This is a genomic window from Plantibacter sp. H53 (genome assembly GCF_001650455.1).
GTDB classification, from domain to species: Bacteria; Actinomycetota; Actinomycetes; order Actinomycetales; family Microbacteriaceae; genus Plantibacter; species Plantibacter flavus_A.
In genome coordinates this window covers 26,530-40,631 of sequence record NZ_LWCT01000035.1, presented here as the reverse complement: position 1 = coordinate 40,631, position 14,102 = coordinate 26,530, and the positions used below count along the sequence as shown (strand labels likewise).

General features: G+C 68.6%; 9 protein-coding genes, 1 tRNA gene and 1 pseudogene. 3 read left to right on the top strand and 8 right to left on the bottom strand.

Going from position 1 to position 14,102, the window contains the following annotated elements; genetic code table 11:
* Nucleotides 1-52: 52 nt before the first annotated feature.
* The 3 genes from A4X17_RS13445 to A4X17_RS13435 form a co-directional block, all read right to left on the bottom strand.
* A complete protein-coding gene (locus tag A4X17_RS13445) occupies nt 53-1,060 on the bottom strand; it encodes a proline/glycine betaine ABC transporter permease (protein WP_064296187.1) in 1,008 nt (335 codons plus the stop codon).
* Nucleotides 1,057-2,418, bottom strand: coding sequence for a glycine betaine/L-proline ABC transporter ATP-binding protein (locus tag A4X17_RS13440; protein ID WP_082916171.1), 1,362 nt, complete (start codon nt 2,416-2,418; stop codon nt 1,057-1,059). Before A4X17_RS13440 ends, A4X17_RS13445 begins: the two co-directional genes overlap by 4 nt.
* Before the next feature lie 396 nt (nt 2,419-2,814).
* Nucleotides 2,815-3,297, bottom strand: coding sequence for an Lrp/AsnC family transcriptional regulator (locus tag A4X17_RS13435; protein ID WP_064296186.1), 483 nt, complete (start codon nt 3,295-3,297; stop codon nt 2,815-2,817).
* A 169-nt stretch (nt 3,298-3,466) separates the two neighbouring features.
* Between A4X17_RS13435 and ald the strand changes: the two genes are divergently transcribed.
* The gene (gene ald / locus A4X17_RS13430; RefSeq protein ID WP_064296185.1) at nt 3,467-4,570 is read left to right on the top strand and encodes an alanine dehydrogenase; all 1,104 of its coding nucleotides are present in this window, start codon (nt 3,467-3,469) and stop codon (nt 4,568-4,570) included.
* 83 nt (nt 4,571-4,653) lie between these two features.
* Here ald and A4X17_RS13425 read toward each other — a convergent pair.
* The 3 genes from A4X17_RS13425 to A4X17_RS13415 all read right to left on the bottom strand — a co-directional run bounded on the left by A4X17_RS13425 (nt 4,654) and on the right by A4X17_RS13415 (nt 8,998).
* Nucleotides 4,654-4,727 (bottom strand) — tRNA-Met (locus A4X17_RS13425).
* A 144-nt stretch (nt 4,728-4,871) separates the two neighbouring features.
* A complete protein-coding gene (locus tag A4X17_RS13420) occupies nt 4,872-7,796 on the bottom strand; it encodes a UPF0182 family protein (RefSeq protein ID WP_231884394.1) in 2,925 nt (974 codons plus the stop codon).
* A gap of 71 nt (nt 7,797-7,867) precedes the next feature.
* Nucleotides 7,868-8,998 (bottom strand): PDZ domain-containing protein, encoded by a 1,131-nt coding sequence (locus A4X17_RS13415; protein ID WP_064296184.1) that lies wholly within the window; start codon nt 8,996-8,998, stop codon nt 7,868-7,870.
* A 165-nt stretch (nt 8,999-9,163) separates the two neighbouring features.
* On the opposite strand from A4X17_RS13415, the gene A4X17_RS13410 reads away from it, so the two are divergent.
* Both A4X17_RS13410 and A4X17_RS19705 read left to right on the top strand, forming a co-directional pair.
* Nucleotides 9,164-10,516, top strand: a complete 1,353-nt coding sequence (locus tag A4X17_RS13410; RefSeq protein ID WP_082916189.1) for a zinc-dependent metalloprotease — start codon at nt 9,164-9,166, stop codon at nt 10,514-10,516.
* A gap of 87 nt (nt 10,517-10,603) precedes the next feature.
* Nucleotides 10,604-11,371: pseudogene (locus tag A4X17_RS19705) on the top strand (hypothetical protein); the annotation flags it as partial.
* Here A4X17_RS19705 and A4X17_RS13405 read toward each other — a convergent pair.
* Nucleotides 11,361-13,094 (bottom strand): ATP-dependent helicase, encoded by a 1,734-nt coding sequence (locus tag A4X17_RS13405; protein WP_064296182.1) that lies wholly within the window; start codon nt 13,092-13,094, stop codon nt 11,361-11,363. The pseudogene A4X17_RS19705 and the gene A4X17_RS13405 overlap by 11 nt on opposite strands.
* Before the next feature lie 25 nt (nt 13,095-13,119).
* Nucleotides 13,120-14,052, bottom strand: coding sequence for an NAD(+) diphosphatase (gene nudC, locus A4X17_RS13400; protein ID WP_064296181.1), 933 nt, complete (start codon nt 14,050-14,052; stop codon nt 13,120-13,122).
* Nucleotides 14,053-14,102 lie beyond the last annotated feature (50 nt).

Below are 14,102 nucleotides of genomic sequence, written 5' to 3'. Positions count from 1 at the left end.
CCGCGTGACGCGGGGATCGGTGTCGTCGGATGGAAAGCTGTGTGCCGGTGGGTCACCGCACGGCGGTCGGCGACTCGGCGGGGGTGCGCTGCTCCTCGCCTGAGGCGGTGCTGTCGGTCGTCGTGGTGCTTGCGGCCGGTGCCGGGCGGATCCCGGCGGGCGAGGCCGGGGCAGCCTTCGTACGCTTGCCGCGCTGCTTGCGACCGCCGCCGAGGGAGGCGGTGAGACGGTCCAGGAAGATCGCCAGGATGACGACCGACAAGCCCGCTTCGGAACCGAGCTGGATGTCGATCCGGGAGAGGCTCTTGACGACGTCGCCTCCCAGGCCGCCGGCGCCGACCATTCCGGCGATGACGACCATCGAGAGCGAGAGCATGATGACCTGGTTGACTCCGGCCATGATGTTCGGCATCGCGAGCGGCAGCTGGATCTGGCGCAGGATCCGCCAGGAGGAAGCACCGAACGCGTTGCCGGCCTCGACGACCTCGCGGTCGACGTTGCGGATCCCGAGTTCCGTGAGACGGACTGCCGGGGCCAGCGCGAAGACGATCGTCGCGACGATGCCCGGGACGACGCCGATGCGGAACAGGATGAGCGCGGGGATGAGGTACACGAACGCAGGAGTCGTCTGCATGAAGTCGAGCAACGGGCGGATGATCGACGACGCGACCTTCGAGCGGGCCGCCAGGATGCCGAGGGGGATCCCGATCACGATGGCGATGAGACCGGCCACGAGCACGAGCGAGAGCGAGTCCATCGCGTTGTCCCACTGCTCGACGCCGACGATGATCAGCAGCCCGACCGCGGAGCCGACGGCGAACACCGGGCCCCGCGCGACGAAGGCCAACAGCGCGGCGACGATGATGATCACCCAGAACGGCGGACCGCTGAGCACGAGGTCGACGCCGTCGTACAGCCCCTGGAAGACGCTCCGGATGACGTCGAAGACGGGCTGGAAGACGTCGGTGATGAAGTCGACGAAGGCTTCGACCCACGCACCGATCTCGGGGCGGGTGATGGCGTCCAGGAACCCGGACGACTGGAGACGGATGCCGTTCATCGGACACTCCCTTCCGGCAAGCTCGCTGCCGGTTCGGCGGCGCTGGTCTCGATCGACGAGGTCACGTCGTCGGGGTGCTGCGGGTCCTCCGCGGTCGACCGGAGGGTCGCCGTGATGAGCTCGACAGGCACCGTCGCCGGCGGTCCGACGAGGCTGATCTCATCCGTGTTGGTCGGGACGTTGCCGACGGCGGCGAGCAGGGTCACCCGAGGGACGACGCCGAGCAGGCGCGTCCGCTCGTCCACGACGGCGACGGGCAGGGCACTCTCGACGGCGGACTCGAAGAGGTCGACGAGTGCCGCCTCCGGCGAGACCGTGGCGAGGTCGGCGGTGATGACGCTCCCGAGCTGGTGGTCGCCCGCCCGGACGAGACGCAGCACGTCCTTGTCGCGGACGACGCCGAGGAGCTGCCGGCCCGGACCGACCACGAAGGCGGTCGAGGTCTGCAGGTCGCGCATGATGCGCAGGGCAGCCCGGGGTCCGGCGGACGCGGAGACGACGGAGCGCGCGGGTTCCATCACGCCACCGGCGGTCAGGACGCGGGCGCGGTCGACGTCCTGGACGAACTGGGCGACGTAGTCGTTCGCCGGGTCGGTCAGGATGTCGTTCGGGGTGCCGACCTGGACGATCCGGCCGTCACGCATGACGGCGATCCGGTCGCCGAGGAACATCGCCTCGTTGAGGTCGTGGGTGATGAACACGATGGTCTTGCCGAGCTCGGCCTGCAGCTCGACGAGCTGCTCCTGCATCTCGCGGCGGATGAGGGGATCGAGCGCGGAGAACGCCTCGTCCATGAGGAGGATGTCGGTGTCCGAGGCGAGTGCGCGGGCGAGGCCGACGCGCTGCTGCATCCCGCCTGAGAGCTGGCCCGGGAGCTTGTCCTCCCAGCCTGCGAGCCCGACGCGCTCGACGACGGCCTGGGCCCGCTCGCGTCGTTCAGCGGCCGGCACACCCTTCACCTCGAGTCCATAGGCGGCGTTCTCGAGCACTGTGCGGTGCGGCAGGAGGGCGAAGTGCTGGAAGACCATCGAGATGTTGTCCTGTCGGACCGCACGCAGCTGCTTCGAGGACACCCCCGAGATCGGCTTCCCGGCGATGGTCACGGTGCCCGCCGTCGGCTCGAGCAGGCCGTTGAGCATCCGGATCAGCGTCGACTTGCCCGAGCCGGAGAGGCCCATCACGACGAAGATCTCGCCCTGCTTCACCTCGAACGAGGCGTCGATGACGGCTGCGGTGGTCCCGCCGGAGGCGAGTTCGTCACGCGCGGCACCGGCCTGCAGGCGTTTCACGGCTTCCTTCGGCTTCCTGCCGAAGACCTTGTACAGTCCCGTCGCGGAGACGGCAATCGTTTCGGTCATGTGTTCTCCTGGAAGCGCACGCGGAACCGCGGTGCGCTCTTCCTGTCGATCGTCAGGCCGGGTCGAACGGCTCTCGATCCGCCCCATCGGCGCACTGATGGACAGCGCGCGGGCTCGGATCACGTGGGGCGACAACGGCTACCGCGTGGCGTTCGACCGTACGTCCAGCACGCCGTCACGGTGCGACAGGGGGCGGGACGCGGTTACGTAGGTCAGCCCTTGCGGGCCGTCGACAACGCTAACGAAACTCACAGCTGCTGGCTAATCGACGATCCCCCGAAAGGCGGACATCGCGCACGGCCTCCATGGCAAAACCGAACATGGTCAGGGTTTTCCGTCGAGTCCTTCGTTATGCGTTCGTGACCTTCGCCCGGCCGGTACAGCCGCGGATCACCGTCACTCCCCCACCGCGACGCCGATGAACGAATGATCGAACACCAGACTCGTGCGCGTCGAGGCGACCGTCGGATCCGCCGACAGGTGCTCGACGACGAAGTCGCGGATGTGGGCGCTGTCCCGCGCCGCGAGATGGATGACGAAGTCCTCGGAGCCGCCGAGGAAGAACACCTGCACGACCTCCGGGAGCTGTCGGATGCCGGCGCTGAACTCGGCGATACGGGCTCGAGCCCCCGCCCTGATGTTGACGCTGATGAGCGCCTCGAGACCGAGCCCGACCGCGACCGGATCGATACGCGCCGAGAACCCCGTGATCACGCCGCGATCGACGAGCGACCGCACCCGGGCGACGCACGTCGAGGGCGCGATGCCGACGAGCTCCGCCATGCGGGCGTTCGTCATGCGCGCGTTCTCCTGGAGGAGCCGCAGGAGTGCGTGATCGACGTCGTCGAGGTCCGCACTGCTGTGCAGATTGTTCGTCATGCTGCGTCTGCTTTCGATCTTTTCCGAATCATCATCGATTTTTACGGGAAGTTCCGTGAAAGCTGCGGTGTTCATGACCCTGAAACGCAGCAACCTCAGAATAGTCGCACACCGTCCACCGACGAGCGGGAGAGCCGAGCCTTGGCCCAGCCTGCGAGAGGAACCAGCCATGCGAATCGGCATCCCCACGGAGATCAAGAACAACGAGAACCGGGTGGCGGCGACGCCCGGCGGCGTCCACGAACTCGTCCGACACGGCCATGAGGTCGTCGTCCAGGCGGGCGCCGGCCTCGGGTCCGGCAATCCCGACGAGGCGTATCGCTCCGCCGGCGCGACCATCGCCGCCGATGCGGCCTCCGTATGGGCGGCGGGCGACCTCCTGCTCAAGGTGAAGGAGCCCGTCGCCGCCGAGTACGGCTTCCTGCGGGCCGACCAGACGCTCTTCACCTACCTGCACCTCGCAGCGGACCGACCCCTCACCGACGCCCTGCTCGCCTCTGGGACCACCGCGATCGCCTATGAGACCGTCCAACTCCCCAATCGCTCCCTGCCGCTCCTGCAGCCGATGAGCGAGGTCGCGGGACGACTGTCGACGCAGGTCGGCGCGTACCACCTCATGCGAGCCACCGGCGGACGCGGAATCCTCCTGGGCGGCGTGCCCGGAACCCCCAAGGCGAAGGTCGTCGTCATCGGCGGCGGGGTCGCGGGCGAGCACGCCGCGGCCAACGCGCTCGGCATGCAGGCGGACGTCACGATCATCGACATCTCCATCCCTCGCCTGCGCGAGCTGGAGAACCGTTTCGCTGGGCAGATCCAGACCAGACCGTCATCGGCGTACGAGATCGCGGAGCAGCTCCGCGACGCCGACCTCGTCATCGGCTCGGTCCTCATCCCCGGGGCTCAGGCCCCGAAGCTCGTCACCGACGCCATGGTGGCGGACATGAAACCCGGCTCGGTGCTCGTCGACATCGCGATCGACCAGGGCGGCTGCTTCGAGGGCTCCCGGCCGACGACGCACGACGACCCGACGTTCCGGGTCCACGACAGCCTGTACTACTGCGTGGCCAACATGCCCGGCGCCGTCCCGGAGACCTCGACACGCGCGCTGACCAACGCCACCCTCCGGTACGCACTCGCCATCGCCGACCAGGGCACGGGAGCAGCAGTGGCCGCCGACGCAGCGCTCCGCGCGGGCGTCAACGTCCACGCGGGTGCGGTCACCAACGCCGGCGTGGCAGCAGCGTTCGGCCTCCCCGTCGCGACGATGGACTGACCCACCGCTCGCCGGCTGCGGGCGACTATCTCCGCAAACGACGAAATCCCGGTCTCGAGGAGACCGGGATTTCATCTTTTCTGTTGCAGGGGCAGGATTTGAACCTACGACCTCTGGGTTATGAGCCCAGCGAGCTACCGAACTGCTCCACCCTGCGGCACAAGAGATAAACCTAGCATGCATTCTGGGGCCGTGCAAATCGCGTACCGCCAAGGACCCCGTCGCCGGCAGAATCCCTCCCCCTGGAACGCCGAACGGCGTCGCCCGTCAGGGCGACGCCGTTCAGATCGTGGGCTCGGAATCAGCCGTTCAGCAGCGCGAGAGCCTGCGCGAGAGCGTCCGACACCTTCTTGTCCGCCACCCCGTAAGCAGCCCAGTCGCCGCTCGCCATCGCGGCGTCCTTCTCGACCATCGCAGCCTTCGCCTGGTCGAGGAGCGTCTTGATCTGAGCGTCGACCGTCGGGTCACCCGTGCTCGGGGTCGTTCCACCGTCGGTGCCGCCTCCGGTGTCCGTGCCGTCCGTCGGGGGTGTGGTGCTGTCTCCCGGCACGTTCGTGTCACCGGCGTCGGCACCCGAGTCTCCACCGAACAGGACGTCGAGCGCTTCGTCGAGGGTGTCCTCGAACGCGATCTTGTCGCCGAAGGCCACGAGCACCTTCTGCAACAGCGGGAAGCTCGTGTCGCCCGTGGACTTCACGTACACCGGTTGGACGTACAGCAGCCCACCTCCGACGGGCACCGTCAGCAGGTTGCCGTTCAGCACCTCGGTCTGACCCTGCTTCAGGATGTTGATCTGGCTCGACACGCTCGGGTCGGAGTCGAAGGTGTTCTGCACCTGACCAGGGCCCGGCACGGTGTCGTCCTTCGGGAGGGTCAGCAGTCGGATCTTGCCGTAGTCGGAACTCCGCTTACCGTCCTCGGCGCCGGCGTTCGCGTCGACCGCGAGGTAGCCGGTGAGCACGTTCCGCGACTGTTCACCGCCCTGACGAGGGATGAACGTCGAGTACAGCGAGAAGGAGGGAGACTCCTGGCCAGGCAACTGCATCGTCAGGTAGTAGGGCGGCTGATAGGTCTTGTTCGTGTCGGTCGACTGCGGATCGTTGGGGGTGACCCAGGCGTCCTCACTCGAGTAGAACGAACCGGCGTTGGTGACGTGGTACTGACCGAGCACCGAGCGCTGGACCTTGAAGAGATCGGCCGGGTACCGCACGTGGCTCATCAAGTCGCCGGACATGTCCGACATCGGCTTGACCGTCGACGGGAACACCTTCTGCCAGGTCTTGAGGATCGGGTCCTGGTCGTCCCAGCTGTAGAGCGTGACCTTGCCGTCGTACGCGTTGACGGTCGCCTTCACCGAGTTCCGGATGTAGTTGACGTCGTCGAGCGCGTAGTTCTGCGCCGGCGTGACCGAGTCGGAGATGGTGTCCGACAGGCTCACGGTCTTCGAGTACGGGTAGCTGGCGCTCGTCGTGTATCCGTCGACGATCCAGACGATCTGACCGTCCACCACCGACGGGTAGGGGTCGGAGTCGAGCGTCAGGTAGGGGGCGACCTTCTGGACCCGGGTGAGCGGGTCGCGGTCGTAGAGGATCTGCGACTTGCTGTTCACGGAGTCCGACAGGAAGATCTGCTCGGACTGGAACTTCAGGGCGTAGACGAGCTTCTTGAAGACGTTGTCGAGCTTGGGCCCGCCGTCGCCGTCGAAGGTGGTGTAGGTCTGCGACTCGCCCTGGGTGCCCGACGGATAGTCGAGTTCCACCGGGTCGGAGCCCTTGGGGGCACCGACGATGGAGTAGTCGGGCGACTGCTCGCCGAAGTACACGCGCGGCTCGAAATCGCCGAGCGAGCCGGTGGTGGGGATGCCGGACTCGAGGAAGACCGGCTCGCCGGAGGCCGAGCGCTGGTTGCCGTAGGCGGCGACCAGCCCGTACCCGTGGGTGTACACCACCGTGTTGTTGATCCACGACTGCGAGTTGTCGAGACCGGCGACGTTGAGTTCGCGGACCGCGACGACGGCGTCCTGCGTCTTGCCGTCGATGTTGTAGCGGTCGACGTCGAGCTGCTTGTCGAAGGAGTAGAACTGCTTGAACTGCTCCAGCTGGGCCACGGATGCGCTCACGAGCGACGGGTCGATGATCCGGATGTTCGCCGTGGTCTCGGCGTCCTGACGGAGCGCGCCGGGAGTCGCGTCGGTGGTCGCCGCGTACTCCTCCTCCTCCACGCCGGCGATCCCGTAGGCGTCGCGCGTCATGTCGATGTTCCGCTTGATGTACGGCGTCTCGAGACTCTTCGCGTTCGGCTCCACCTGGAAGCGCTGGACGATCCACGGGTAGAGGCTGCCGACGATGAGCGACGCGACGATCAGCAGCGCTGTGCCGACGAGCGGCAGACGCCAGCGGCCGGTGAACGCGGTGACGACGAACAGGACGGCGACCATGAGCGCGATCCCGGCGAGGATCACCCGACCGGGGATGGTCGCGGCGACATCGGTGTACGAGGCTCCGGTGATGAGCGTGCCGGTGTCGTTCAGGGTCGTGTACTGATCGAGCCAGAGGCTGACGGCCTGCAGGATGAGGTAGAGCGCGGCGAGCACCGAGATCTGTACGCGGGCCGCCATCGAGATCCAGACCTCGCGGCTGACCACCCGGATGCCTCCGTAGAGGTAGGTGACGACGGCGGTGGCGATCAGGGCGATCAGGACGACCGCCGAGGAGAAGGCGACCACGGCCTGGAAGAACGGCAGGTCGAAGAGGTAGAACGAGACGTCGAGGTTGAACTGCGGGTCCTTGGTGCCTGCGGGCGTGCCGTTCATCCAGAGCAGGACCAGCTGCCAGCGCGAAGCGGCGGCGACACCGCCGAAGAGGCCGAACAGCGCGGGGATACCGTAGGTCGCGAGTCGGCGCAGCGGCTCGACGACCTGCTGGTAGCGGTCGACCTGGGAGCTGAGCTTCGCGTACACCGGGCGTGTCCGGTAGGCGATCTCGATCGCGAGCCACACGGGCAGGGCCATACCCACGAACCCGACGAGGAACATGGCGATCGCCGCGATCCACTGCGTGGTCAGGACCTCGGTGAAGCCGAGCTGTTGGAACCACAGCAGGTCGGCGTAGAACCCCGAGAACACGAAGAACCCGATCAGGAGCGCGGCGATGATCGCCACCGTGATCGCGATCGGGGCGCGTCGGCGCTGAGTGGACAGGGGCTTCTCTGCTGCTGCGGATGTCACGTGTGGCCTCTTCAGATAGGGGTCGTCCCACCCATCCTAAAGCGGCCGGGCTGGGAGAGCGCCCGAAGCGTTCAACCGGCCGAGCAGGTGGGCAGCTTGCTCGTGTCGGCTCCGTCCGCGATGGCCTTGAGCGCTGCGAGCGAATCGTCGAGGGTCTTCACGGCGAAGACCGTCAACCCGTCGGGAACGTGTCCGACGACCTCGTCGCAGTTGCTCTCCGGCGCGAGGAACCACTCGGCACCGGCGTCCTTCGCGCCGAACAGCTTCTGCCGGATGCCGCCGATCGCGCCGACGTTGCCGTCGGCGTCGATCGTCCCGGTCCCGGCGACGTCCTTCCCGCCGTTGAGCTCACCCGGGGTGAGCAGGTCGATCATGCCGAGCGCGAACATCATCCCGGCGCTCGGGCCGCCGACGTTGTCGAGCTGGATGGTGATGTCGACGGGGAGGTCGTAGGTGGTCTTGGTACCGATGCCGATCACGGTCGAGGTCGTCCCGTCGGACGCGGTCGCGGTCGTCGGCGTGATCTCGACGGTGCTCGCCGCTCCCCCGCGCACGATGTCGAGCGTGACCGGCTTGTCCGTGCCGTTGGCGTTGATCGCGTCCCGCAGGGCCGCCAGGCCGGTCACCGGCGCACCGTCGACCGCGACGATCTCGTCGTCGAGCTGCAGCACACCCTGCGCGGGGGCACCCTCCGCGATCTGTGCCACCACGATGTGCTCGGGGACCTCGTACCCGAGCTCACGCAACGCCGCCGCGACCGAGTCCTGCTGCGAATCGACCATGAGGGTCGCGTTCTGCTCGTCGCGCTGCTCGGTCGTGACGCCGGGCGGGAAGTAGAGGTCCATCGGCACGACGGCGCGGCTCGGGTCGAACCAGGCCGAGACGATGTCGAGCCAGCCCGGGCTCCGTTGCGGATTCCCGACCAGCTGGACCGTCAGCATGTCGAGGGTGCCGCCGGTGTCGTAGGTCTGCTCGTCGTGGACCTCGATGAGCGGGACGTCGCCGTCGTCGCCCTCGGTCGTACCCAGCACGTTGAACACGGGACCCGGCTGTTCGATGACGTACGGCGCGGGTACCGCCGACAGCACTCCGAGGAGGACGAGCGAGAGGCTGAGCACGATCCACCCGAACCGGGCGCGACGATTGCGACCCTGACCGGTCGGCGCCGAAGCGGTGGGAGCCTCATCGGCGAAGAGCGACATGCAAGCCTTCCGGAGTGTTCGCGGTGGGCGGAAACCCGACCAACCATACCCCGGCGATTCTTCAGCGAGGTGCGACTAGCGTAGAAGGCCCAGCACCGAGCTATCTGAGAGGCGGCTGACGTGCCAGAGGATTCCGACAAGAGTCCGGAGGACGAGTTCCGCGACATGCTCCGCGAGCTCCTCTCCGGCAACGGTTCGTTCGACCCGAGCCAGCTCGCCGGCGCCGCCGGCCTCCCCAGCGATCCGGCCAGTCTCGCTGCGCTCATGTCGCAGCTCCAGGGCGCACTCCGCTCCGGTGGGGACGGCATCAACTGGGACACCTCGCTCCAGCAGGCGAAGACCATCGCCGGGGACGGCTCCCAGGACACGACGCCCGAGCAGCGTGCGGCGTTCGAGCAGGCGTTCCACATCGCCTCCCTGTGGCTCGCCGACGTCACCGACGTGGCCGAGCTGTCGAGCGAACCGGCCCTGTACACGAGGACCCGCTGGGCCACGAAGACCATGCCGTTCTGGACGCAGCTCGCCGAGCCGGTGGCCACGAACATCGCGAACGCCCTGACCGGCGTGCTCACGGAACGCGCGCCCGAGGAGCTGTCGAGCATGATCGCGAACGCCGGACAGCTCGTCCGCGGCATCGGCGGCACGCTCTTCGCGATGCAGCTCGGACAGGTCGTCGGTCAGCTCTCCAAGGAGGTCGTCTCCGGCGGCGACATCGGCATCCCACTGCTCGACGACAACGAGGCAGCCCTGGTGCCCCAGAACGTCGCCGACTTCGGCGAGGGTCTCGACATCCCGGCCGATCAGGTCCAGATCTACCTCGCGGTCCGTGAACTCGCGCACGCACGACTCTTCCGTCACGCCCGCTGGCTCCGCCTGCACCTCATCTCCTCGATCACCGACTTCGCGCGCGGCATCCGGATCGACACCGAGCGACTCGAGGAACTCGCCGAGAGCTTCGACCCGTCGAACCCCGAGGAACTCCGCGAGGCCATGACGAGCGGAGCGCTCATCCCCGCCCGCACGGAGGCACAGGACGCGAGCCTGGCTCGACTCGAGACGACGCTCGCCCTCATCGAGGGCTGGGTCGACGTCGTCACCGCGGCAGCCACCGAGCGTCTCCCCCGCTCCGCGGCCATCGCGGAGACCGTCCGCCGACGCCGCGCCGCCGGTGGGCCGGCCGAACAGGCCCTGGGTGCACTCGTGGGACTCGAACTGCGCCCCCGCCGGCTGCGTGAGGCTGCGCAGATGTGGCAGCAGGTCACCGATGCCGTGGGCACCGCGCAGCGCGACGCCCTGTGGTCGCACCCCGACCTCGTGCCCACCGCAGCCGACATCGACGCCCCGGAGGCCCTCATCGCGCGCCTCGAAGCCGAGGCCAGGGGTGAGCGTCCGGAGCAGGACGAGATGGATCTCGCGCTCGAAGACCTCCTCCGCGGCGAGGAACGCGGCGACCAGCACGACGACGAGCCCGGTTCGGAGCCCTCCGGCCCGAACGGTGCCGGCGGCCCCCCGGTCTGACCCACGGCGACGCTCCACAGCTCGTCCTACCGGGCGAGCTGTGGACAGTGCCGACGCGACCGGTCGTCGACCCGCCATCATCGATGGATGACGACGCGCCTCGATCCCAGGAGACCACTGCTCTGGCGGACCCCGCACAGCCTGCAGGTGGGCGTCGATGAAGCGGTCGTGCTCGACAGCGTCCGGACCGAGACCGAGCAGGTCGTCGCGGCACTGCGTGCCGGCTTCCCTGACCTGGTCGAACGACGACTGCCGGACGCGTTCGACATCCCGGCCCAGGAGTTCGATCGCGTCCTCTCGACACTCGACCCGGTGATCGAGCACCACGGCCCCACCTCCGGAACCGCCATGACGCACCGGGTCGTCGTGGACGGCGCGAGCCCGGCGGCCGAGCTCGTCCGACGCCTCCTCTCCGAGCAGGAGGCGGTCGCACTCCTGCCTCCGGAGTCCGTGTCGACGGAACCCGGGCCGCAGCCCGACCACGTCGACGTCGCCGTCCTCTTCGCCGACTTCGTCATCCCGCCGAGTCGGTACACGCGCTGGCTGCGCGACGACGTCCCGCACCTGCCGGTCGTCTTCAGTGATCGTGTCGTCAGGATCGGGCCGTTCGTGACACCCGGTTCAGGGCCGTGCCTGCACTGCGTGGAGCTGCACCGCACCGACGACGATCCGACCTGGCCGGCCGTCGCATCCCAGCTCCTCGGCCGCCGTTCACCGCTCGACACCCAGCTCCTCGGCGCGGAGGTCGCGACCCGCGTGACCCGCCTGGTGATCCGCCATCTCGACGCGTCCCAGCCCATCCTCGCGAGCACCCAGCTGGTGGTCGACGCCGCGACCGGCGGGGTCAGGCGCCGCGTCGTCCGGGAGCACCCGAGGTGCGCATGCCGAGCTCTGCCAGGAACCGCGACGGCTCGCGTCGACCACCGCGTTGCTGCGTCTCGGACCAGGACAGGTGGAGCAGCCGCTTGGCACGCGTGATACCGACGTAGAGAAGCCTCCGTTCCTCGTCCGCCTGCTCGAACTGCTTCGCGTAGGAGATCGGCAGGTATCCCTCGGAGAGCCCGATGAGGTGCACCGCCTCCCACTCGAGGCCCTTCGCCGAGTGCAGTGTCGCCAGCGTGACCGCCTCGACCGTCGGTTCGTGCTGGGCGGCCTGCCGCAGTTGCAGCTCATCCGTGAAGGCGCGGAACGAGGTGCCTTCCGGCGCCTGGTCGACGAGCCCCATGATCGCGTTGAGCGACTCCCAGCGGTCGCGCACCGCACCGCCGCCGTCGGGCGGGTCCTGGCTCCAGCCGAGCGACCGGAGCACGTCGCTCACGGACTTGAACAGGGGCTCACCGCTGATCGAGACGGAGGCCGCGCGGAGCTGGAGCAGGGCCTGCCGCACCTCGGGCAGCTCGAAGAAGCGCTTGGAGCCGTGCATGACGTAGGGGATGCCGGCTTCGCCGAGGGCCGTCTCCAACGCCGCCGCCTGGACGTTGATCCGGTAGAGCACGGCGATCTCCGAGGCCGGGACGCCCGCCTGCAGCTGCACGAGGATCTCCGAGGCCACGCCTCTCGCCTCGGACAGCTCGTTCGGGTACTGCCGCAGGCCGACCGCCGGCGTCTCGGGCCGTGCGGTCTGGGTGCCCTCGTCGTCGCGTGCGGTGGCAGCTGAGAGGTGCAGTGCCCCCGGACGACCCCGCATGAGCGTGTTCGCCGCGGCCACGACAGGCGGGGCGGATCGGTAGTTGCGCTCGAGCCGGACGACCGTGGCGTCGTGATACCGGGTCGGGAAGTCGAGCAGGTAGTCGGACCGGGCACCGGCGAAGGAGTAGATGGTCTGGCTCGCGTCGCCGACGACGCACACGTCCCGTCGACCGCCCAACCAGAGTTCGAGGAGTCGGTGCTGCAGCGGCGAGACGTCCTGGTACTCGTCCACGACGAAGAACCGGTACTGCTCGTGCACCTGCATGGCGACGGCGGGCTCGGTCTCGATCATGCCGGCGCAGGCGAGCAGGACGTCCTCGAAGTCGATGCGTCGGCGCTCGTCCTTCAACTGCTCGTAGGTCTCCTGGAGCGAGACGACCTGCTCGAGGGACAGCTTGGCCGGCAGCGGGCGGTTCGACGCCGCGTACTGCTCGAGGGTCAGGCCGGACACCTTGCGCCATTCGATCTCGCCCGCCACGTCGCGCAGGGTCGCCGTGTCGACCCGCAACCGGAGTCGCTCCGCCGCGTGCCCGAGGACCCTGCCCTTGCTCTCGACGAGCGCGGGAACCTGTCCGCCGACGACCTGGGGCCAGAAGAAGTTCAGCTGCGAGAGTGCGGAGGCGTGGAAGGTCCGGGCCGAGACCCCCTCGGCGCCGAGGGCCCGGAGCCGGCCACGCAGTTCCGCAGCCGCGCGACTGGTGAAGGTGAGCGCCATGACGCGCGACGCCGTGTACGTCCCGGTCGCGACGCCGTAGGCGATGCGATGGGTGATCGCACGGGTCTTGCCGGTGCCTGCGCCGGCGAGCATGCACACGGGGCCCCGGAGCGCCTCTGCCGCGACGGCCTGGTCGGGGTCGAGTCCGGCCAGCAGTTCGGCCGGGCTGCTCATCGTCGACCCTCGGTGGTACCGCGCCTCATCGAGACCAGGATCCGCGGAGCCATTCGTCGATCACGGCTCGTGCGATCGACGACGGTCCGGGGAGGATGACGTCGGTGGACGGGTCCTCGAGTTCCTCCCGCGTGAACCACCGCAGGTCGAGGATCTCCTGACCGTCCGGGACGAGTGCCTCCGGATCCTGATCCGCCGCGAGCGGGGCGACGAAACCGAGCATGAGCGAACGCGGGAACGGCCACGGCTGCGAACCGAGGTAGACGGGCGTGCCGAGACGCATCCCCGACTCCTCGAAGATCTCGCGGGCGACGGCCTGCTCGAGGGACTCGCCGGCATCGACGTACCCGGCCAGCAGCGAATACCGGTTGTGCTCCCACATCGCGTTCGACCCGAGCAGGATCCGTCCCTGAGGATCGACGACGGCGACGATGACTGCGGGGTCCATGCGCGGGAAGAGCTCGTTGCCGTCGACCGGGCAGTGCCGCGCCCAGCCGGCGTTGCGGACCGTGGTCGGCGAGCCGCAGTGCGCACAGAACGGCTCGGCACGATGCCAGCCGGCGATGGCGAGCGACGTCGCCAGGATCCCGACATCGCGGTCCGACAGGCGGTGTCCGCTCCGACGGAGGTCGAACCAGCGGTCCTCATCCTCGGTGATCGCGTCGGCGTCGGCGAGGACCCAGAGCAGGATGTCCGTGCCCGGTGGCGTCCCCGGGCTGTCCTCGACGGTGCTTCCGAGGTAGACCATGAGCTCCGGCTCGGGCAGATCCGAGGGAACCAGGAGGTCGAGCGCGTCGCCGGTCACGAGTGCGCGCCGACCGCGGAGGACGACGGCTCGGGCGTTCGGGTCGACCCGCAGCCCGTCGAGCACGTCCGGTCGGGAACGGAGCTCGCCGTGACGGTCGAGTCCGCCCCTCGCGAGCGGTAGACCGGCGAGTGCGCGAACCTGAATCGTCATGGACAACCTCTCTGAGGGCGTGGCGAGCGCGGCTCACCGGGACGGCCCCG